This window comes from Aquibaculum arenosum (assembly GCF_029222965.1).
In the GTDB taxonomy this organism is placed as follows: Bacteria; Pseudomonadota; Alphaproteobacteria; order Kiloniellales; family DSM-21159; genus Aquibaculum; species Aquibaculum arenosum.
Genome location: NZ_JARHUD010000001.1, coordinates 550,225 through 570,291 on the forward strand (window position 1 = coordinate 550,225; position 20,067 = coordinate 570,291).

The following is a 20,067-nucleotide window of genomic DNA, read 5'->3' on the forward strand; positions in this document are numbered from 1 at the left end:
TTCATAGGCACTCAGCTCGCCATAAGGCGACAGAGTATGAAAACCAGCGGAGGCACAGAGAATGCTCAAATCCGGACGCTTCGCGGCCGCGCTTATGGCCGCCACCCTGCTTTCTGCCGGGCTTTCTGCCGGCGGTGCCCTGGCTGCCGATCCCGAGAGCTGCCAGACGGTCCGCTTCTCGGACGTCGGCTGGACTGACATCACCGCGACCACGGCCACGGCCACGGTCGTGCTCGAAGGGCTGGGCTATACGCCGCGTACCCAGGTTCTGGCGGTGCCGGTTACCTATGCGTCACTGAGCAACGGAGACATCGACGTCTTCCTCGGCAACTGGATGCCCACCATGGAGGGCGACATCGCGCCCTATCGCGAGGATGGCTCGGTGGAAGTGCTTGGCCCCAATCTCGAGGGCGCCAAGTATACCCTGGCGACCTTGGCGCCGACGGCGGATTCGGGCCTGACGAGCTTTGCCGACATCGCCGAATTCAGCGAGGACCTGGAGGGCCAGATCTATGGCATCGAGCCCGGCAACGATGGCAACCGCTTGATCCTCGAGATGATCGAAGCCGACGCCTTCGGTCTGGGTAACTTTGACCTCGTTGAATCCAGTGAGCAGGGCATGCTGGCGCAGGTGTCGCGTGCGGCGCGCCGGGACCAGGCCGTGGTCTTCCTGGGCTGGGAACCGCATCCCATGAACGCCAACCACGACCTGGTATACCTCGATGGCGGCGATGACTGGTTCGGCCCCGACTATGGCGGCGCCACGGTCTATACCAACGTGCGCGCCGGCTACACCGAGGAATGCCCGAACGTCGGCGCCTTCCTGGAGAACCTCCGCTTTTCGCTCGAGATGGAGAACGAGATCATGGCCGCCATCCTGGATGACGGCCAAGCTCCGGAGCGGGCAGCGCAAGACTGGCTTACCGACAATCCCGACGTGCTGGACGGCTGGCTGGATGGCGTGAGCACGCTCAGCGGTGATGAAGGGCTCCCGGCAGTGCGGGCGCACCTGGGACTGTAAGCGGCACGCAACGGGGACTGGGGCATGGAAAGCTGGATCACCGACCGCAAGATCCCCTTGGGTCGCTGGATTCGCGATTTCGTCGATCTGCTGAACGAGGAGGCGGACTGGGTCTTCCAGCTGATCTCCGACGTGCTGGCCTTTCTGGTCGGCGGGCTGATCGACATCATGGCCTGGTTCCCGCCGCTCGTGCTGATCGCGCTTTTCGCAGCGCTTGCATGGTGGGTACAGCGTTCCCGCAAGCTGGTGGTGCTGCTCGTCCTTTCGCTGCTGCTAATCGTCAATCTCGGCTACTGGGAAGCGACGATCGAGACGCTCTCCCTGGTGCTCTTTGCCACCTTCTTCTGCATGCTGGTCGGCGTGCCTGTGGGCATTGCTTCGGCGCATCGACCGTGGCTGTACACGGCCATCCGGCCGGTGCTCGATCTGATGCAGACGATCCCCACCTTCGTCTACCTGATCCCGACACTGATCCTATTCGGTCTGGGGGTGGTGCCGGGCCTGATTTCGACGATCATTTTCGCCATTCCGGCGCCGATCCGATTGACGCAACTGGGAATCGTCTCGGTGCCCCGACAGCTCCTGGAGGCCGGCGAGGCTTTTGGCGCCACGCCGCGCCAACTGCTCTGGAAGGTCGAACTGCCACACGCACTGCCAACCATCATGGCGGGCCTGACCCAGTGCATTATGCTCAGCCTCTCCATGGTGGTGATTGCCGCCTTGGTGGGCGCGGCGGGACTCGGCCAACCGGTGGTGCGCGCGCTCAACACCGTCAACATCGGCATGGGCTTCGAGGCCGGTCTCGCCATCGTCATCCTCGCTATCCTGCTGGACCGGGTCTGCAAGCGTCGGGAAGAGGACTGAGCCGTGGCCGACTTCCCCGCAATTGCCTTCGACAAGGTCGACATCGTTTTCGGTGAACAACCGCAGACCGCGCTGCCGCTGCTCGACGCCGGCCGAAGCCGGGGCGAGATTCTGGCAGAAACGGAGACTGTGGTCGGGGTGGCAGGCGCCAGCCTTGAGGTGCCGAAAGGCGAGATCTGCGTGCTGATGGGCCTGTCCGGCTCGGGCAAATCCAGCCTGTTGCGCGCGGTCAATCGCCTCAATCCCGTCACCCGCGGCCGGGTGCTGGTCGCACATCAGGGGCGGCAGGTAGACGTCGCCACCTGCGATCGCCGGACCCTGCGCGAGTTGCGCACGCGCAGGATGGGCATGGTCTTTCAGCAGTTCGCATTGCTGCCCTGGCGTACCGTGCGCGAGAATGTGGGCTTCGGCCTCGAACTGCGCGGTATGGACAAGGCCCGGCGCGACGTCGTCGTCGAGGAGAAGCTCCAGCTGGTCGGTCTGCAGGACTGGGGCGACAAGCACGCGCACGAGCTTTCGGGCGGGATGCAGCAGCGCGTGGGCCTGGCCCGCGCCTTTGCCACCGATGCCGACATTCTGTTGATGGACGAGCCCTTTTCGGCGCTCGATCCCCTGATCCGCACCCGATTGCAGGACGAACTGCTCGACCTGCAGCAGAAGCTCCACAAGACCATCGTTTTCGTCAGCCACGATCTCGACGAAGCCATGAAGTTGGGCAATCGCATCGCCATCATGGAAGATGGTCGCATCGTTCAGGCGGGGGCCGCCGAGGAAATCGTGCTCAATCCCGCCAGCGAATACGTGGCGGAGTTCGTGGCGCACATGAACCCGCTCAACGTGCTCCGTGGCGCATCGCTTATGACTCCGGCGCGTGAGCTGCGCCGGGAGGATGAGGCGGTGCTGCTCGACCGGGAGGGGCGCTTGCGCCTGCATCTCGACCATCGCGGCCGGCCTGCATGGCTTTCCCTGGATGGCGCCGAAGGCAAGTTGCTGACATGGGAACCGGGCCGCGGTCCGGGTTTCCTTGCCGATGCGACCGTCATTCTGGCGCCGCTGGATTTGACCCTGCGCGATGCGCTGGTGCTGCGCCAGGCCAGCGGTCATCCTGTGGTTCTCGTCGACGGTGAGGGCCGCCTGGCCGGTATCTGCGGTGACGAGGAGATCTATCGCGGGCTGCTGGGCCGGGCGGAAACCCGGCTCGCCGGCTGATTCCGACTGTGGCATCGCAGACGTCAATGTGCGGTGGCCGCGCGCGCCACGCGCCAACTTTCGGTTCGGTTGGAACACGATCTGGTTTAGCCTGCTGCTAGCGTTTGCCCGTTTTGAGGAGTCGTCATGCCGGCGCCGTTGTCCGATTCCGCCCGCCTTCAGGCGGCAAGGCGGTTGCTTGCCTTTGTCGCTGCGAAAGTGGAGTTGCCGCTAAGCGTACGCCTTTGGGATGGCAGCACGGTGGCTCTGGGGGCGGAGGCGGCGGGACAGGGGCACATTCTTGTGACGGGTCCCGAGGTGCTTGGTGCGCTGCTGCGCCGGCCCTCGTTGGACACACTCTTCCGAGTCTATGCCAAGGGCGGCCTGGAAGCGGAAGGCCTCAACCTGATCCAGCTCTTCACCCTGCTCCGGCAGGGGCGCAAGCGCGCGCGGCCCAGCCTGGGTGCACTGCTGCGGGGGCTGCCCTGGTCGGCCATGCTGCCGCTGCTGACGGCGCGCGGGCCCGTTGGGCAGATGCAGCACGCCTATGGCGGCGACGAGGAGGCGAAGGATCGGGCGCGTCGCGACGACAAGCGGCTGGTGCAGTTCCACTACGATGTCAGCAATGACTTCTATGCGCTCTTTCTCGATCCCGAGATGGTCTACTCCTGTGCCTACTTTCAGAGCTGGGAGACACCGCTCGAGCAGGCCCAGCGCGACAAACTTGACCTCATCTGCCGCAAGCTGCGCCTGCAGCCCGGCGATCGCTTCCTCGACATCGGTTGCGGCTGGGGCGCGCTGTTGTGCCACGCGGCGCAGCACTACGGCGTGGAAGCCCACGGTGTGACCCTGTCCCAGGAGCAGTTCGAGTTTGCAGAGCACAAGGTTGCAGCGCTCGGACTGCAGGACCGTGTGACCATCCAACTGGAGGACTACCGTAATCTGGAGGGCCGCTGGGACAAGATCGCCAGCATCGGCATGTACGAGCATGTCGGCATCCCCGGTTATCCCGCCTATTTCCGCAAGATCCGCGATCTGCTGGCGGATGGCGGCGTTTTTCTCAATCACGGCATCACCCGCCGTGCCAAGGGCAAGCAGCGCAAGTTCGGCCGTATCAGCGGCGGCAAGCGCGTGATTCTGAAGTACATCTTTCCCGGCTCCGAGCTCGATCACATCGGGCATACGGCCCAGCAGATGGAGGCGGCCGGCTTCGAGGTGCATGACGTGGAGGGACTGCGCCGGCATTACGCGCGCACTTGCGCTCTTTGGTATGAGCGGCTGGCGGCGCAGCGGGCAGAGGCGGTCGCACTGGTGGGGGAGGAGCGCTATCGCATGTGGCTGGCCTATCTGGCCGGCGTTGCGCTCGGCTTCGACCAGGGCCCCTTGCGCCTTTTTCAGATCGTGGCGACGCGCCTTGCCGCCGATGGTACCGCGCCACTCCCGCCCACGCGGGCCGATCTTTACGAGGAGCGCGGGCTGCACGCTCCCTGATGCACCCTTGCAGGGGATCGGCAGCCGTCGTACCGCTAGGGCCTGCCGCGATTGGAAATGAACCAGACCGGTTCCCACTTGATCGCGCCCAACTCCAGTGCTCGTTTGGAGAATGGGCCGCTGTTACCGGAGAGACTATGTCTAACCTGCTGCAACGCCTGCTCGCCGAGCGCTCCTGGCTGCTGGCCGATGGGGCCACCGGCACCAATCTCTTCGCCATGGGCCTCCAGCACGGCGACGCGCCGGAGCTGTGGAACCTGCAGGAGCCCGAGAAGGTCCGCGCACACTATCGCGGCTTCATCGAGGCCGGCTCGGACATTGTGCTGACCAACAGCTTCGGCGGGACCGCCAACCGCCTGAAGCTGCACGGCGCCGAAGGACAGGTGCGCGAGATCAATGCGGCGGCCGCGCGGTTGCTGAAGCAGGAGATCGAGGCCAGCGGGCGCGAAGTGGTTTGCGCCGGCTCGGTGGGACCGACGGGCGACCTCTTCGTGCCGCTGGGGCCACTGACTCATGAGGAGGGCGTGGCGGCCTTTCAGGCGCAGTGCGAGGGTCTGGCCGAGGGTGGAGCTGACGTGGCCTGGATCGAGACCATGAGCGCGCCGGAAGAAATGGCCGCGGCCCTGGAAGGAGCGGCGGCTGCGGGACTGCCGGCCGTCTGCACCGTCTCCTTCGACACCAATGGCCGGACCATGATGGGGGTCGCGCCGGCGCAGTTGCCGGACCTGCTGCGCGCGAATGCCTATCCGCCACTGGCCCTTGGCGGCAACTGCGGCACGGGCGCAGCCGAGTTGGTGGCGGCACTCTTGGCCATGGCCGAGGCGGCAAAGCCGGAGGATGTGCTGGTTGCCAAGGCAAACTGCGGCATTCCTGAGTTCGTCGACGGGGAGGTGCGCTACAACGGCACACCGGAGCTCATGGCACGCTACGCCGTGCTGGCCCGCGACGCCGGCGCGCGCATCATCGGGGGCTGCTGCGGCACCACGCCGTTGCATGTGATGGCGATGCGGCGGGCCCTTGAGGAAGCGCCGCGCGGAGACCGTCCCGAACTGGCGGAGATCGAGTCCAGCCTGGGAACAATCAGCGCCGGCGGGCGCGGCGAGGGCCCGGACCCGGACAGCCGGCGTCGCGAAGGCCGTCGCCGGCGAGGATAGCCAGGCCGCGCCCGTGATCAGGATCACAGACAGCCTGTCCATCGACGAGGCGGAGATCGAAGAGAGCTTTGTGCGCTCCTCGGGCCCCGGCGGGCAGAACGTCAACAAGGTGGCCACTGCGGTGCAACTGCGCTTCGATGCTGGCGGCTCCCCGAGCCTGCCTGAGGCGGTGCGTGCACGCCTACGGCGCCTGGCCGGGCAACGCATGACCAAGGATGGCGTCCTGGTGATCACCGCGCAGCGCTTTCGCAGTCAGGAGCGCAATCGCGAAGACGCGCTGGAGCGGCTGGTTGCGCTCTTGCGCCGGGCGGCTGTGACGCCACGGACGCGCCGGCCGACGCGCCCGACGCTGGCATCAAAACGGCGGCGCCTTGAGAGCAAGCGCAAGCGCTCGACGGTCAAGCGCCTGCGTCAGCGCTCCGGGGACGAGTAGCGAAGGTCGCTCGCGTCAGCCCAGGTTCTTTTCCGACGTTAGCACCGTCTCCACGCCATAGATCTGGCGCAGGCAGCGGGCCATGTAGTCGCAGGTGTGCGCGTCCAGGCCGGACACCTGCATGTCGATGGCAAGTTCGCTGCCCTGGGCGTCGATCCGGTCGGCGTGCCAGCGCAGAGGCACGAGTCCGCGCTTGGCCAGCAGTTCCAGCACGCGGGACATCACGCCCGGCTCGGCTGCGGCCTGAATGGCAAAACAGAAGACCTGCTCCTGCGACGCAGGCGCGCGTCGGGCGCCAGTGTGCTGGGCTGAGAGGGAATGCGCGGGGAAGGGGAGGGGGGAGGTGGTAAGGCCGCTAGTGGCGGACATGATGCGTCGTCTCCATACACAACGAAAAACTGGAATCGGCAGAGCCCGGTCGCCCAAAGGGCGCCGGGTCGCTAATTCGCAGAATCGCTGAGTAGGCGACGTTTCGCATGTCCATGAGGCTAGGCCGGCTTCTGCCGCCCGTCAATGCCTGCTCCGATCGTTCCGGTTCTCGCCTGGGAGTACGCTCCAGGAAAAGTGAGGCTAGGGTTGCCATAGCGACCCTCTCGCTTCCAAGGAAAGCTAAACTGCGTCCAGGCGCAACTCAAGGCTTTACGCGCAGGATAGGGGCCGCTTATGCGCAACGATAGTTGCGCGTAGACTTGAAAGCTGCGCATAGATGTCGGATTTTCTTTAGAATATTGGGCCGATCGTCGCGCTCCTTGGAGCGGTTCTCAATCTGAACTGGCCGGCGCATGCGTTTGCCGGACCAACATCATGTAAGAGATGCGCCTGCTCCTATTCCTGCGCCGGGCTTCTCCAGCACCTTGCAGAGGTAGCAGACCTTCCCGGCCTTGAGCGAGGCATAGAGGGCGGAGTCCTTGGTGGCGGAGAATTGCCGCGCCACGGCACGCCCCAGGCGCAGGGAATCGATGAGCTTGCTCTTGCGCTCGTGCATCGCGTCCAAGGCGCGCAGCACGTCTGGCGTGATGTCTTTCTCCACCAGGGGGTCCAAGCGGCTGTTGGCAAAGGCTTCACGGGTCGCCGGCATCATGCCCTTGCCCCGGATGTCGACCCAGCCGAAGCGCCCTCCCGGCCGCAGCACACGTTCCACCTCGCGGAGAAAGGCCGGCACGTCGCCATAGCAGTGCGATGATTCCACATTGACCACCGCGTCGAAACTACCGTCGGCAAAAGGGAGCTTTTCCGCATCGCCTTGCTGGAAGTTCAGTCCTGGAACCTCCCTGTTCAAGCGACGAGCCAGGCGCACTGTTGCGGCGGAGAAATCGATGCCAATGACCTCATCCGGCCGGTGGTAGCGGGCGAGATAGGAACTGCCACCTCCGCGCCCTGAGCCCACCTCCAGCACCCGCTTGCCCTCCAGGTCGAGGGAACTTGCTAACAGGTGATAGAGCCCGATGAAGCAGCGATCGGGCTCATCTGCGGGCTCGAGGGGAAAGGGCGGGACGTCTTCGGGCGGCAGCCAGCCGTAGTTCATGAAAGTCCATTGCCGGTCGCGCCAGCCAACGGCGAGGCCCTGGTACCACCAGCGCCACACGCGCTTCTGCAGTCCCGACGGTAGGTTGCCGCGGTTGATGGCACCGAGGAACGACTTGTAGGCGCGCGAGAGCATCAGGCTGAGTTTTCGCTGTAGCCGCTGAAATAGGCCCGCCAGGGCTCCGCTGCACTGCCGTCATCGCCCTTCCAGGGATGGAAGCCAGGGCGGTAGTAGCGAAGATAGTAGCCCAGGGCGCGACGATAATAGCCGGGGAAGCAGAAGAGGACCCAGAAGGCGTGCGCGCTGTGCTTCCAGCCGGTGGCAATGCCGCGACTGCGCAGTATGTCCTTGAGGTTGGTCAGGAGAATACGGTGCAGGTTCTTGGTGACGATGGCCAGGGGAATGCAGCGCAGAAGGTAGCGCTTGTAGGCTGGCATGTCCTTGGTGACCTGCATCAGCACGTCATAGGCCACTGCCTTGTGTTCCATCTCCTCGAGGCAATGCCATGTCCAAAGATCGTGGTAGGCCTTTGGGGTGTTCGCGAGGATTCGGGGGTCGTTCAGCACGAGGTGGGCGAGGGTAGCGGTCAGGTGCTCGATGGCGGCGGTTAGCGCCAGACGCTTAAGCGGATTGGTGACCTTGGCGAGGGCGACTTTGACGCGCTCCTCCATCAGGTCCACGGGATAGCCCAGCTTACGCAGTCCCTCATTGTAAGCCCGGTGCTCGCGTGTGTGCATCGCTTCCTGGATGCAGAACTGCTTGGCCTGCGCCTGCAGTGTCGGATCTTTGATCTTGGGCAGGTAATGCTGCACCGACGTGATGAAGAAGCGCTCACCTTCCGGGAAAAAGATCGACAGCGCATCGCAATAGGCGGAGCGCTTCGGATCCTTCTCGAACCAGTCCGGATCAGGCGCCGCCTCGATACCGAATCTGAGATTGCGCGCCTCGATCGTCAAAACCTCGGCCTCGTCGGCCATTGTCCCATCCCCTCAGGTAACTGAGGAACGAGACTAGCGTTGTGATGGGCAATGGAAAAGGTCGCGATAAGTCCCGCGACACGATAACTCACCCTCTGAGCCGCTTTTCCACGAAATCGAGACGATCCTGTCCCCAGAAGAGTTCGCCGTCGATCAGGTAGCTGGGCACGCCGAACACGCCGTCCTCCAACGCCTGCGCGGTGTAGGCGCTGCGCCGCTCGGCGATCTCGGGCTCCTTCGCCTGGGCCAGAAGGTTGGTGCCGTCCAGGCCCTGCTCATCGGCAATGGCCCGAAGGGTGTCCTCATCGTCGATGTTGCGCTCCTCGGCCCAGACGGCGCGCAGCATGGCATGAGCCAGACCCAGGGCGTTGGCACCGGCCATGTCGGCGGCGATGACCATGTGTGCCGCGGTCTGCTCCGGTGAGGGGAAGTGGCGCGGATGCAGGGTGAGCGGCAGGCCGCATTCTTCCCGCCAGCGCTCAAGTTCCTGCAGCCGATAGGCCTGGCGCGCCGGGGCACGCTTCGCCAGGGGCAGGCCGCCGGACTTCGGGAAGACCTCACTCAGGTCGATGGGGCGGAGTTGCACCTGGGCGTCGTAGCGTGTCACCAGATCGGTGAAACGCTGCGAACCGAGATAGGCCCAGGGCGAGACCAGGGCGAGATAGTAGGTAACCGTTTTGCGCATCGCGCTGTACTTTCTGCTGTTGGCTAGCTGTCGGCGCTGTCGTAGTCCACGGGCGTTGTCCAGGCCGGGTCCTCGTGCTTGCTCCAATAGAGCTGGCTCAGCGCGCTGGTGATGGGACCGGGGCAGGGCTGCGTGTAGGCTTTGCCGTCCAGCTGGCCCACCGGCATGATCCCGCCGGCGGTGGAGGTGATGAAGGCCTCATCGGCGCTGCGCAGCGTCTCCAGCGGCAGCGGTGCCACCTGCGTCTCCAGGCCCAGTTCCGCACAGAGTTCCAGGGCCGTGCGGCGGGTGATGCCTTCCAGCACGCCCCGGTCAGTGGTGTAGACCCGACCGTCTTTTACCGCGAAGAGATTGAATCCCGGCCCTTCCGTGATGTGCCCCGCGCCATCGCTGAGAACGACGCTTTCCGCGTTGTTGTCGTAGGCCTCGAACATGCCCTGCACGAGGTCGAGCCAGTGATAGTTCTTCACGGTCGGATCCACCGACGCGGGCGGGATGCGCGGGATCGAGGCCACCCAAAGCGAGAGGCCGCGACGACGCTGCTCCTCGGTGGCGATCCAGCCGAAGGGGATGGCGAAGGCGATGAAGCGATTGATGGCCTTGCGCGGGTCACGGCTGAAGTCGGGAGAGTGACCGCGGGTGCAGATCATTTCCACATAGGCATCGCGCAAGCCAGCGCGCCGGACGCAGGCGTGCAGGATGGCTTCGAGTTCCGCACGCTCGAAGGGAAGCTTCATGCGCAGCTTCTCCACCGAGCGCTGGAAGCGCTCAACGTGGGCGTCCAGGCGGAAGAACTTCCCCTGCCAGACATGAACCACGTCGTAAGTGGCGTCCGAGCGGAGGAAGCCCCAGTCCAGGACCGGAATACGTGCCTCCTCCATCGAAACGAACCGCCCGTCGATCCAGGCAACCCCCGGGGGGAAGGCGGAGGCTCGGGTCTGACCTGCGGCAGAGGCGGAAGTCTCGGCGATGTGATCGAGCACCTTGGTCTCCTGGTTGCGGTCGCCTGGCTGCGGGACCCAAAGAATCGGGACCGACGCAGTCTATCCCCACCCCGCGGCGGCCGAAAGACCGCTGTTGCGAGCCCATTGGGATCGGTCCGCAGTGACATTTGCAGGGCAGGCATGAGGCAGGGAGATGCTAAATGCCTCCAACTTCAGAAATTCTTCCCGAGGCCAGGAGAAGACCTGCGCGCCCTTGCGGCGGTCTTGTCTTGCTTTCGCCTCAATCGGGAACAACCTGGGAAGCGTTACACCGCTGTGGTCATGGTTAAAGCCAAGGTCAAAGTCCTGCCAAGCGCCTTGGATAACTTGAGGCAGCGATACCATAACTGGAGGAGTAGAGTACAATGAAGCGCATTGCCTTGGTCGTCGTCGCTGTTGCAGGCCTGGGTTTGGCCGGATGCAGCAATATGAACAGGACCGAGCAGAGCATGCTCAGTGGTGGTGCCATGGGTGCTGCCGGCGGTGCCGCAATTGGTGCCCTGACCGGTGGCAGCACTGTCGCGGGAGCGCTGATCGGTGGTGCGGCTGGCACGGCCGGTGGCTATGTCTTCGACCGCTCGCGCTGACGTTTCTTGGCCGGGTTGATGCCGGTACAGCGCCCTTTCTAGAAAGGCTGTTTCTTCATCACTCCTTCCACTTCTGTCCCTTGCCTCCTGGGCCGGTTCTGCTTCAGAACCGGCCTCTTTTTTGGCTGAAAGGCTGTGGCATCCCTGTGACAGGGATCCCTGAGCGGAACCGTTAACATGTTGTAATAAAGCGGAAAAGATCCATGTCACAGCTCGGCTCCCCGGAAATGGGGTTGCACTTCGAGCATGAATGCCAAGATTTGGAGGGAACGCGGCGCAGCTAAACACAGTAGAGCTTCGCCACATGACAAGTAAGAGCAGAAAGGAAGGCTCGCTATGAACAAGACCGCTCTCGCCCTTGTCGCCGTTGCCGGTTTGACCCTTGGTGCTTGCTCGGGCATGAGCAACACCGAGCAGCGGATGTTGAGCGGTGGTGCCGGTGGCGCCGCAGCTGGTGCCGGCGTTGGCGCCATCACGGGCGGCGACCCGGTGACCGGTGCCATCATCGGTGGCGCGGCTGGTACGGCCGGCGGCTATCTTTGGGATCAACACAAGCGCTGACGCGCAACACAAAAGTCGTCAGCCACGGCAAAGGCCGCCTCGCTCCGGTGTGGCGGCCTTTTGCTTGTGTGCCGACAGCGAGCGGTGCTTCGCGCCGAAGTGCAGAAAGCCGGTGGAATGCAGGTCTCGCGCTGTCTTTCCCGCTCCCGCGTAGCAGCCTATCATCAGATCAGCCACAAGAATCAGTCTCAAGAATCAGCCACTGCGGGCATGCGCCCCGCGACAACGAAAACAGGCATCGGAGGAACCCCATGGCCGCTCGCTTCACCCTCAAGCCCTTGGACGACGCGCTGGGCGCCGAGATCACCGGCCTCGATCTCAGCCGGCCGCTTGACGACGCACTGGTCGGCGAACTGCGCGAGGCCTTGCAGGAGCATCATGTGCTCTGCTTCCGTCGCCAAGAGCTGACCGAGGAGCAGCAGGTCGAGATGTCGACCCGCTTCGGCCCCCTGGAGGCCTTTCCCGAGGCCGACAAGACCAAGAAGGCGCCGACGATCTACAATGTCGCCAACGTCGCGGCCACCGGCGAAAGCCTGCCGGAGACCGACCACCGCGTGGTGTTCCAGAAGGTCAATGCCCGCTGGCACACCGACAGCTCCTACCGCTACATCCCCTCCTATGCCTCGCTGCTCTACGGCATCGAGGTGCTGCCCGACGAGGCCGAGGGCGGGCGCACCGGCTTTGCCAACATGCTGGCGGCTTACGATGCGCTGCCGGAGGAAACCAAGGAGCTCATCGAGCCGCTGCAGATGGTGCACTACTACGAGTTCGGCCGCCGGCTCTTCCCCTCGCTGCCCCCGATCACGCAGCACGAGAAGGAGCAGATCCCGCCGGTCAGCCACCCGCTGGTGCGCATCCACCCGGACCGTGGCAATCGCCGCTCGCTGTTCATGACGGCCAACTCCGGCAACGAGATCAGCGGCATGACCTTGGAAGAGGGCCAGGCGCTGCACCGCCAGCTCGTGGAGCACCTCTCACAGCCGCAGTTCTGCTACTTCCACAAGTGGCAGCAGGGCGACCTCGTAATGTGGGACAACCGCGTCACCCTGCACCGCGCCGAGGCCTACGACATGGGCCGCTACCGCCGCGTCTTCCGCCGCACCACCCTGGCCGGCGACGGCCCGATCCTGGGCCCCTTCTCCAACGCGGTGCGAAAGAAGTTGCGCAGCGCGGCGTGAGGGGAACGGCCGGGAAACCAAGGTGAGTCACTCCGCTGATAATTTCGGCCGGTGACTCACCTGGCGCCGGTAAAGCGCCTGAAATCAATGGCGTTTTTCGCTGCTGGTGGCCCCTCCCGGACTCGAACCGGGACGGCCTGTCGGCCTCAAGATTTTAAGTCTTGTGCGTCTACCTATTCCGCCAAGGGGCCAGCGCGGGTGAGAGATAGCAGGCGCAGCGGTGGGCCGCCAAGCCTGCTTGTTGTCTCTAGATCTCCTCCTCGGCCTTCTTGCCGGTCAGCCATTGGAAGGCTGGGGTGGCCACGACCACGATGAGGATGATGCGCACGATGTGGTGAGTGGCGACCAGGGCGGCGTCGGAGCCCAGCGCAATGGCGATCAGGCTCATTTCCGCGAGCCCGCCCGGCGCATAAGCCAGCACCAGGGGGCCGAAGCCGATGCCGAGCCAAGCCTCCAGGACGGCAGCGAATGCCAAGGTGATGATTACCAGAACAATGGTGACGCCCAGGGAGTCGCGCAGGGCTCGCAGCACAAAGGCGAGGCTGGTGTTGGCGAAGCGGGCACCGATCGCTGCGCCCACGGCCACCTGCGCTGCGGCGACGATCTCGGCCGGCGGTGGTTCGCTGGTCCAGCCGGCCAGGTGCACGCCGGCGCTGGCCAGCATGGGGCCGACGATGGAGGCTGCCGGGAGCTTAACCGCCCGGGCGGCCAGCCAGCCCACAAGGCCGGTGGCGGCCAGGATGGCGAGGTCGACGCTTGCCACCTCGGAGAGGCTGGGGCCCGGGACGCCCAGGCCGCCGGTCGGCGCCACGTCGAGAAACCAGCGAAAGCCGAAGGGAATGGTCAGCACCACCACGAGGATGCGCGCGGAGTGCACCAGGGAGATGCGCCGCCCGTCGCCCCCATAGGCCGTGCCCATGATCACCATTTCATTGAGCCCGCCCGGCGTGGCGGAGAAGTAGGCGGTGACCGGGTCGTAGCCGCAGAGCCGGCGGAAGAAGACATAGCCGGTAGCGGTGCTGATCACGATATAGACGGCCATGGCGGCCAGGCTCAGGGTCCACTCGCCCAGCACCGCCATAATCTCCGGCGTGAAGCCGCTGCCCAGCATCACGCCCAGGACGATGATCATTGCCGTACGCAGCCCCGCTGCCATGGCGATGGGGGCCCCGGCCATGGAGGCCAGGGTGGTGACCACCATGGCGCCGATCATCCAGGGCAGCGGCAGGCCCACCGACGCTGCGGCCCAGCCCCCAGCGCTGCCGAGCACGAGCGCCAAGCCAATGGCCGGCCAGCGCCGCAGCGGCGCCATCACGCTGCGGCGGTCGCTGCGGTCAGGGCGTTTGATCTCTGCTTTAGCCACGCCGGCGGCCCGTCACTCCTTGGCGAGTCGTTCGCAGAGGCGGTCCATGAAGGCTTCGCAGAGCGCAACCTGGTCAAGGGCGATGAACTCGTCGGGCTTATGCGCCTGCTCGATGCCCCCGGGGCCGCAGACCACGGCCGGGATTCCGGCATCGGATATCAGCCCCGCTTCGGTGCCGAAGGCCACCTTGGTGGTGCTGTTGGCGCCGGTCAGCGCCTTGGCCAACTGCACCACCTCGTGATCGTCGGGAATGTCGAGGCCGGAAAAGGAGGAGATCTCCTCAAAGTCGATGCCGGCCTGGGGGTAGACCGCTTGCATCGCCGGCAGCAGCTCCTTGCGAGCGTAGTCGACCACCTCCTGCAGCAGCGCCTGCGGGTCCTCACTGGGCAGGTAGCGGAACTCGAACTCGAAGCTGCAGTCCTTCGGCACGATGTTGAGCGCGGTTCCGCCCTCAATGGTGCCGCTGTGCGCGGTGGTGTAGGGCACGTCGTAAGCATGGTCGTAGGGCCCTTCCGCGGCCTTGCGCCGGGCCATGTCGCTCAGCATGACGACAATGCGTGCGGCATACTCGATGGCGTTCACGCCATGAGGCGCCAGCGAGGAGTGGCATTCGAAGCCGTGGACGTGGCAGCGGTGGCTCAGCTTGCCTTTGTGGGCATTGACCACGCGCATGCCGGTGGGCTCACCGATGATGGCCATGCGCGGGCGCACCGGCTTCTGGGCCAGATGGGCGAGCAGCGGCCGCACGCCCAGGCACCCCACTTCCTCGTCGTAGGAGAAGCAGAAATGAACCGGCGTTGCCTTGGCCCGCTGCAGGAAGCGCGGCGCGTAGGCCAGGCAGACCGCAATGAAGGATTTCATGTCGCAGGTGCCGCGGCCGAAGAGCTTGCCGTCTTCTTCGGAGATACGCCAGGGGTCGCGGGTCCAGGCCTGGCCGTCGATCGGCACCACGTCGGTGTGGCCTGAGAGCGCGATGCCGGGACGGTCGGCCGGGCCCAGAGTTGCGTAGAGGTTCGCCTTGGCCCCGCTGTCGTCATGGACCAGCTCGGACTCGATACCGAGTCCCGCCAAGTAGTCACGAATGAAGTGGATCAGCTCCAGGTTGGAGTTGCGGCTGGTGGTGTCGAAGGCAATGAGCCGTTCGATCATTTCCCGACTGGCGGCGGAAGGCTGTGCCATGGTGTTGTTGTTCCCGGCGTGGCGTCATGATGCCCCTCTCCTATAGCATTGCGCCCAGAAGGGGGCACGCCTGCAGTGCCGGGACGGGGCCCTTGGCCAGGTATCAGTCTCCCACCTGCGCGTTGCCCTGCTCGGCAGCAAGCGCCTCCATCCGCGCCTCGGTGTCGGCAACCTCTGCCATCATCCACGCGCGGAAGGCCTTGACCTTTGCCTGTGCCGCCGCTCGTGGGGTGGTGACAAACCAGTAGTCATAGCGCGTGCGCACTGACGGCCCGAAGGGCAGGATCAGAAGGCCGGCGGCGATGTCGTCGATAGCAAGACTGGCTCGTGTCAGGGCAACCCCTTGGCCGGCGATGGCGGCGGAAAGCACCATGGCCGAGTCGCTGAATCCGGGTCCGCGTTGCGGATCAATGCCCTTCAGTCCCACCAGCCGTATCCAGGTCTGCCAGTCGGCCTCGATCCCGCCGCCGAAAACTTCATCGTGCAGCAAGACATGGTGGCGCAGGTCGTCGGGCTTTCTGAGTGGTTTCGGCCCCTGGAGCAGGGCGGGGCTGCAGACCGGCAGGCGCTGGTCACCCATCAGCCGCTCGACGGTCAGGCCGGGATAGCGCCCGCTGCCGAAGCGCAGGCCGACGTCGATGCCTTCCGCCTCGAGATCAGAGAGCTCCTGGTTGGCGGAGACCAGCACGTCGATATCCGGATGCTGCTCTCGGAATCGGGTGAGGCGGGGCAGCAGCCAGCGCGCGGCGAAGGAGGGCAGGGCGCTGACCTTCAAGGAGCCTTCCTCCTCGCGCAGGGACAGGCGGCGGGTGGCCTTGTCCATGAGGTCGAAGGCCTCGGTCAGGGCGGGCAGGTAGCTGCGACCGCCGTCCGTCAAGGCAAGCCCGCGGTTGCGCCGGTGGAAGAGGGGTTGGCCCAGCCGAGCTTCCAGGCCGCGGATCTGATGGCTGACGGCGGCCTGGGTCACGTTCAATTCCCGAGCGGCCTCGGTGAAGGAGAGGTGGCGGGCGGCAGCCTCGAAGGCACGAAGGGCGTTGAGGGGCGGCAGGCGGCGGCTCATGACGATCCATTAGAAAATCTAAGATCAAAGATGAGTTTATTCCGTTTGTGGCGTTGCGCAAGATGGCGCATCTTCACCGCAGTAGAGAACAGGGTGCGCAGGAATTCACCGGCGCGCACCAGGTTTCAGTCCATGAGGAGAATTCGTCATGTCGCGTCATGTTTCGCGGCCGATGTCCGCGCTCGCCCATAAGGCATTCGGCACCACACTGATCCTTCCCTCGCCGTTGGAAGCCCTGCTGCGCTTCTACCGCCTGACAGGCATTTGGACCCGTCGTTCGCAGGAGCGCCTGCATCTGAAGGAGTTGGATGATCACCTTTTGCAAGATCTCGGGTTGAGTCGCGAACAGGTGGAGCGAGAAATCTCCAAACCCTTCTGGCGTGGCTGAGAGCTGCGGTGCGTTGGGCGCCTTCAGCCTTCGCTCCTTCCAGCAGGAGTTGTTAGTACCCAATCTGTCACACGGCAGCAACCTTGCGCCCGCGCGAAGATGGCCCCATCTTGAGCGCCACAAACCGAACCAGGGCGGGAGAAACAGTCATGTGCGGCAGTTCCGGAGGCCTCCTCTCACGGCGGGCCGTCTTGAGTGGGCTCGCGGCGGGAAGCCTTGTGGTGGTGACGGGCTGTGCGGACAACCCGCAATTGGGGCGCCAGCAGTTGATCCTGGTCGACGATGGCCAGCTTTCGGAAATGGGGGTGGCGACTTGGCGAAGCATCCGGCAGCAGGAACGGGTTTCGCGTGATGGCGGCCTCAACCGGCGCATCGAACGGATCGGTTCGCGCATCGTTTCGGCCGCCGGACTGCAGGATGCCTATGACTGGGAATATGCGGTCTTTGAGAACGAGCAGGCCAACGCGTTCGCCTTGCCGGGCGGCAAAATCGGTATCAACACGGGCCTGATCGATATCGCCAGCAGCGACGACGAGATCGCTGCCGTGGTCGGTCACGAGGTGGCCCATGTCACCAGCCGCCATTCCGCTGAGCGCGTGAGCCAGTCGATGCTGTCAGAAATGGGCGTTTCCCTGGCCCAGGTCGGCCTGGGCAGCGCCGGTGTGTCGCCCGACCTTGCCGGGGTGCTGGGTGCCGGTGTTCAGATGGGTGTGCTGCTGCCCTACTCACGCCGTCACGAATACGAAGCCGATCGCCTTGGCCTGCGCTATGCGGCACGCGCCGGCTATGATCCCCGCGCGGCCCTCAGTTTTTGGGAAGCCATGGCGCGGCAGAGCCAGGGCGGCAAGCCGCCCGAATTCCTCTCGACCCACCCGGCAGACGCCAATCGTATCGCGGCCCTGCGCGAGGAACTGCAGGCTCTGGGTTACTGAGAGGCTGAGGCAGTTCATCCCCTCTGTCAGGGGATGAACTGCTCCTTGAGGATGCGTTCTTCGAGGTTGTGCTCGGGGTCGAAAAGCAGGCGGAGGCTCGTCTCCCGATCCTCCCGGACCGTGACCTCGACCACGTCCCGCACTTCGGTGAAATCCGCTGTTGCGGAGACGGGCCGTTTCAGATGCTCCAGCACTTCGAAAGTCACCTTCGCGCCTTGCGGCAGCAGTGCTCCGCGCCAACGCCGGGGGCGAAAGGCGCTGATCGGCGTAAGCGCCAGGAGCGGTGTGCCCAAGGGCAGGATCGGGCCGTGGGCTGAGAGGTTGTAGGCGGTGCTGCCGGCCGGTGTTGCCACCAGCACACCGTCGCACACCAGTTCCTCCAGCCGGATCACGCTGTCGATGCGGATGCGAATCTTCGCTGCCTGCCGGCTTTCCCGGAAGAGCGCGACCTCATTCAGCGCCAGCGCCTCGGAATGACCGCCCTCGCGCGTGCGCGCCACCATGCGCAGGGGATGCAGTCGCACCTCCTGGGCCTGCGCGAGGCGATCGATCAGCCCATCGCTTTCAAACTCGTTCATCAAGAAGCCGACGGTGCCGCGGTTCATGCCGTAGATGGGCACAGAGCGCCCCACCGTTTGATGCAGGGTCTCCAGCATGAAGCCGTCACCGCCGAGCGCGACAATGACCTCGGCCTCGTCCACGTCGCAGGAGGCATAGCGCGCAAGCAGGTCATCGCGCGCCTGATTTGCCTCCGGGGTCGAGGCAGCAACGAAGGCGATTTTCGGGCGGAGGCTGGCGGTCCCGGAAGCGCCCGTTTTGTCGCTCAAGTTGAACGATCCTTTTTGGTCGGGGCAGTGTCAGTCCGGACGGAAGGCGCCGCGGGCGACCTGCTCCTCGAGTCGCGTCACCAGGCCGGCGAGTCCGCCTTCCTGACGCATGACCGACGCATACTCCTCGCGGAGCGTGAGAGCGAGGCTCGCGCCTTCGGCACGCACGTCGAGAATCTTGTAGCTGCCGTTGACGCGGCGCAGCCGCCAGTCAGTGTTCACTGGTTGCCCATTGGGTGACTGGAAGGAGATGCGAACCCAGGACAGGTCCTCATTGTCGCTGTCCGGCCGCACGCCATTCGTGGCGAAGGACTCACCGCTGTACTCCTCGAACAGCGGCAGGAAGCGCTGCGAGAGATAGTCCTTGAAGACTGCGATAAAGGCCTGTTGATCCTCTTCGGAAGCGCCCCGCCATTGCCGGGCAATGATGAAGCGCGAGATGGCTTCCAGATCGAAGCCCTCGTCGAGCATGGCCTTGAACTCGGCTTCACGTTGCTCGAAGGGCACCGAGTCGTTGGAGAGCTGCTCCACCGCCCGCTGACCGAAGTCGCGCAGGAAGGCGTCCGGACCCTCGTTGGCCTGGGCGGAAAGGGGCACGGCCGTGAACAAAAGCAGCGTCAGGGAAAGAAACAGGCGGGGGATCATGAGACCTCCTTGGAAACCTTGTGTGCCTTTCCGATCGCTCAGAGATCGGGGAAGGGACTTGTTCCGAATTCGAGCTCCGCGTCCCGCGGCGCCCGCTTTTCTATCTGGTCCTCGCGGGCCTGCCGCCACAAGGACCGGATGCGCGTATAGTCGTCGAGCGAGTCGGCCAGCGCCTGGTCCAGCATGTCCAGCGAGCGTGCGCGGGCGTCCACGCCGCTGATGATGGATCGGGGCAGGGTGAAGTTCTGTGTTTCATCGCCGTGGGTGATGCTGAGGTAGGTCAAGGGATCAAAGGCGCGATCAACCACGCGCCCGGTCGCATCGCGCAGGCTGGAGGGACCAAAGACCGGCAGCACGAGGTAGAAGCCCTCCCCGGCGCCGTAGGTTCCCAGGGTCTGGCCGAAATCCGCGTCCTGATAGGGCAGCCCAAGTTCGCCCGCGTAATCGTAGAAGCCGAGCGAGAAGGCGGTGTTGACGAAAAAGCGCTTGCTGGTGTTGAGCGCACGGTCGCCATCGCCCTGTAGCAGGTCGTTGGCCAGGATCACCGGCGTGGAAAGGTTGCGCAGGAAGTTGCGCAGCGCGTCGCGGATGCCCGAGGGCACCAGTTCGCGATAGGTGAAGGCCACGGGCCGCAGGAACAGGGTGTCCAGCATGTCGTTGAAGGCGAAGGTGAAGCGATTGAGGGTCTCCAGCGGATCGCCGTCATCCTCACTGTCCGACCCGCTTACACCGAAAAGGGCGTCCTCATCGTAGTCGTAGGCATCGTCGAGCTCTTCGTCGGACAGATCGGATTGTGCCAGGGCTGCGCGTTGCAGCAAGGGCGACTGGAGCGCGGTTTCACCCTGCTCGACGTTGCTGCGGGAAGCAGAATAGGATCCGCCGGAGCCTGGCGGCGTCGCGCAGGCGCTGACGAAAAGACAAGCGCCGAGACCCAGAGCTCCCAACAATCTGCGACCGGAAACCATTGTGGCCCCGCTTAGTGAACTGGCTTCCTGCGGCATGAACTACCCCTGATTTCCAACGTGC

The 20,067-nt window shown here is 64.7% G+C and carries 22 protein-coding genes and 1 tRNA gene; 11 read left to right on the top strand and 12 right to left on the bottom strand.

Features of this window, described 5'->3' with window-relative positions; translation table 11 throughout:
• The first annotated feature begins 61 nt into the window (after nt 1–61).
• The 6 genes from P2G67_RS02520 to arfB all read left to right on the top strand — a co-directional run bounded on the left by P2G67_RS02520 (nt 62) and on the right by arfB (nt 6,151).
• Nucleotides 62–1,021, top strand: a complete 960-nt coding sequence (locus P2G67_RS02520; protein WP_275819700.1) for a choline ABC transporter substrate-binding protein — start codon at nt 62–64, stop codon at nt 1,019–1,021.
• A 24-nt stretch (nt 1,022–1,045) separates the two neighbouring features.
• Nucleotides 1,046–1,885: a choline ABC transporter permease subunit gene (gene choW / locus P2G67_RS02525; protein ID WP_275819702.1), complete on the top strand. Its 840-nt coding sequence runs from the start codon at nt 1,046–1,048 to the stop codon at nt 1,883–1,885.
• A 3-nt stretch (nt 1,886–1,888) separates the two neighbouring features.
• The gene (choV, locus tag P2G67_RS02530; protein ID WP_275819704.1) at nt 1,889–3,094 is read left to right on the top strand and encodes a choline ABC transporter ATP-binding protein; all 1,206 of its coding nucleotides are present in this window, start codon (nt 1,889–1,891) and stop codon (nt 3,092–3,094) included.
• Between the two features lie 126 nt (nt 3,095–3,220).
• Nucleotides 3,221–4,564, top strand: a complete 1,344-nt coding sequence (locus P2G67_RS02535) for a class I SAM-dependent methyltransferase (RefSeq protein WP_275819706.1) — start codon at nt 3,221–3,223, stop codon at nt 4,562–4,564.
• A gap of 137 nt (nt 4,565–4,701) precedes the next feature.
• The gene (gene bmt / locus P2G67_RS02540) at nt 4,702–5,718 is read left to right on the top strand and encodes a betaine--homocysteine S-methyltransferase (RefSeq protein ID WP_275819708.1); all 1,017 of its coding nucleotides are present in this window, start codon (nt 4,702–4,704) and stop codon (nt 5,716–5,718) included.
• A gap of 13 nt (nt 5,719–5,731) precedes the next feature.
• The gene (gene arfB, locus P2G67_RS02545) at nt 5,732–6,151 is read left to right on the top strand and encodes an alternative ribosome rescue aminoacyl-tRNA hydrolase ArfB (protein ID WP_275819710.1); all 420 of its coding nucleotides are present in this window, start codon (nt 5,732–5,734) and stop codon (nt 6,149–6,151) included.
• 15 nt (nt 6,152–6,166) lie between these two features.
• Here arfB and P2G67_RS02550 read toward each other — a convergent pair whose 3' ends face one another.
• The 5 genes from P2G67_RS02550 to P2G67_RS02570 all read right to left on the bottom strand — a co-directional run bounded on the left by P2G67_RS02550 (nt 6,167) and on the right by P2G67_RS02570 (nt 10,321).
• Entirely contained in the window at nt 6,167–6,520 is a 354-nt protein-coding gene (locus P2G67_RS02550; RefSeq protein WP_275819712.1) for an ACT-like domain-containing protein, read from the bottom strand.
• A gap of 433 nt (nt 6,521–6,953) precedes the next feature.
• Nucleotides 6,954–7,811: a class I SAM-dependent methyltransferase gene (locus tag P2G67_RS02555; RefSeq protein WP_275819714.1), complete on the bottom strand. Its 858-nt coding sequence runs from the start codon at nt 7,809–7,811 to the stop codon at nt 6,954–6,956.
• Nucleotides 7,811–8,653: a metal-dependent hydrolase gene (locus P2G67_RS02560; RefSeq protein ID WP_275819716.1), complete on the bottom strand. Its 843-nt coding sequence runs from the start codon at nt 8,651–8,653 to the stop codon at nt 7,811–7,813. The genes P2G67_RS02555 and P2G67_RS02560 overlap by 1 nt, the downstream gene beginning before the upstream one ends.
• A gap of 88 nt (nt 8,654–8,741) precedes the next feature.
• A complete protein-coding gene (locus P2G67_RS02565) occupies nt 8,742–9,338 on the bottom strand; it encodes a 2-hydroxychromene-2-carboxylate isomerase (protein ID WP_275819717.1) in 597 nt (198 codons plus the stop codon).
• Between the two features lie 23 nt (nt 9,339–9,361).
• Complete coding sequence (locus tag P2G67_RS02570; protein WP_275819719.1) at nt 9,362–10,321, bottom strand: aminotransferase class IV; 960 nt, start codon at nt 10,319–10,321, stop codon at nt 9,362–9,364.
• A 365-nt stretch (nt 10,322–10,686) separates the two neighbouring features.
• On the opposite strand from P2G67_RS02570, the gene P2G67_RS02575 reads away from it, so the two are divergent.
• From P2G67_RS02575 to P2G67_RS02585, 3 genes are all read left to right on the top strand, one after another.
• Entirely contained in the window at nt 10,687–10,908 is a 222-nt protein-coding gene (locus P2G67_RS02575; RefSeq protein WP_275819721.1) for a YMGG-like glycine zipper-containing protein, read from the top strand.
• A gap of 336 nt (nt 10,909–11,244) precedes the next feature.
• Nucleotides 11,245–11,469 (top strand): YMGG-like glycine zipper-containing protein, encoded by a 225-nt coding sequence (locus tag P2G67_RS02580; protein ID WP_275819722.1) that lies wholly within the window; start codon nt 11,245–11,247, stop codon nt 11,467–11,469.
• A gap of 251 nt (nt 11,470–11,720) precedes the next feature.
• Nucleotides 11,721–12,647, top strand: coding sequence for a TauD/TfdA dioxygenase family protein (locus P2G67_RS02585; protein ID WP_275819723.1), 927 nt, complete (start codon nt 11,721–11,723; stop codon nt 12,645–12,647).
• A 104-nt stretch (nt 12,648–12,751) separates the two neighbouring features.
• On the opposite strand, the gene P2G67_RS02590 is transcribed toward P2G67_RS02585, so the two are convergent.
• The 4 genes from P2G67_RS02590 to P2G67_RS02605 form a co-directional block, all read right to left on the bottom strand.
• Nucleotides 12,752–12,838 (bottom strand) — tRNA-Leu (locus tag P2G67_RS02590).
• Nucleotides 12,839–12,894: 56 nt separating this feature from the next.
• Complete coding sequence (locus tag P2G67_RS02595; protein WP_275819725.1) at nt 12,895–14,010, bottom strand: AbrB family transcriptional regulator; 1,116 nt, start codon at nt 14,008–14,010, stop codon at nt 12,895–12,897.
• A 12-nt stretch (nt 14,011–14,022) separates the two neighbouring features.
• A complete protein-coding gene (argE, locus tag P2G67_RS02600) occupies nt 14,023–15,189 on the bottom strand; it encodes an acetylornithine deacetylase (protein WP_275819727.1) in 1,167 nt (388 codons plus the stop codon).
• 103 nt (nt 15,190–15,292) lie between these two features.
• Nucleotides 15,293–16,249: a transcriptional regulator GcvA gene (locus P2G67_RS02605; RefSeq protein WP_275819729.1), complete on the bottom strand. Its 957-nt coding sequence runs from the start codon at nt 16,247–16,249 to the stop codon at nt 15,293–15,295.
• A gap of 148 nt (nt 16,250–16,397) precedes the next feature.
• Between P2G67_RS02605 and P2G67_RS02610 the strand changes: the two genes are divergently transcribed.
• Nucleotides 16,398–16,637, top strand: a complete 240-nt coding sequence (locus P2G67_RS02610; protein ID WP_275819731.1) for a DUF1127 domain-containing protein — start codon at nt 16,398–16,400, stop codon at nt 16,635–16,637.
• A 191-nt stretch (nt 16,638–16,828) separates the two neighbouring features.
• A complete protein-coding gene (locus tag P2G67_RS02615) occupies nt 16,829–17,569 on the top strand; it encodes a M48 family metallopeptidase (RefSeq protein WP_275819733.1) in 741 nt (246 codons plus the stop codon).
• A 26-nt stretch (nt 17,570–17,595) separates the two neighbouring features.
• On the opposite strand, the gene P2G67_RS02620 is transcribed toward P2G67_RS02615, so the two are convergent.
• The 3 genes from P2G67_RS02620 to P2G67_RS02630 are packed head-to-tail and all read right to left on the bottom strand — an operon-like array spanning nt 17,596 to nt 20,006.
• Complete coding sequence (locus P2G67_RS02620; protein ID WP_275819735.1) at nt 17,596–18,396, bottom strand: NAD kinase; 801 nt, start codon at nt 18,394–18,396, stop codon at nt 17,596–17,598.
• A gap of 30 nt (nt 18,397–18,426) precedes the next feature.
• A complete protein-coding gene (locus P2G67_RS02625; protein ID WP_275819737.1) occupies nt 18,427–19,041 on the bottom strand; it encodes an MlaC/ttg2D family ABC transporter substrate-binding protein in 615 nt (204 codons plus the stop codon).
• 38 nt (nt 19,042–19,079) lie between these two features.
• Entirely contained in the window at nt 19,080–20,006 is a 927-nt protein-coding gene (locus P2G67_RS02630) for an MlaA family lipoprotein (protein ID WP_275819739.1), read from the bottom strand.
• Nucleotides 20,007–20,067: the final 61 nt, after the last annotated feature.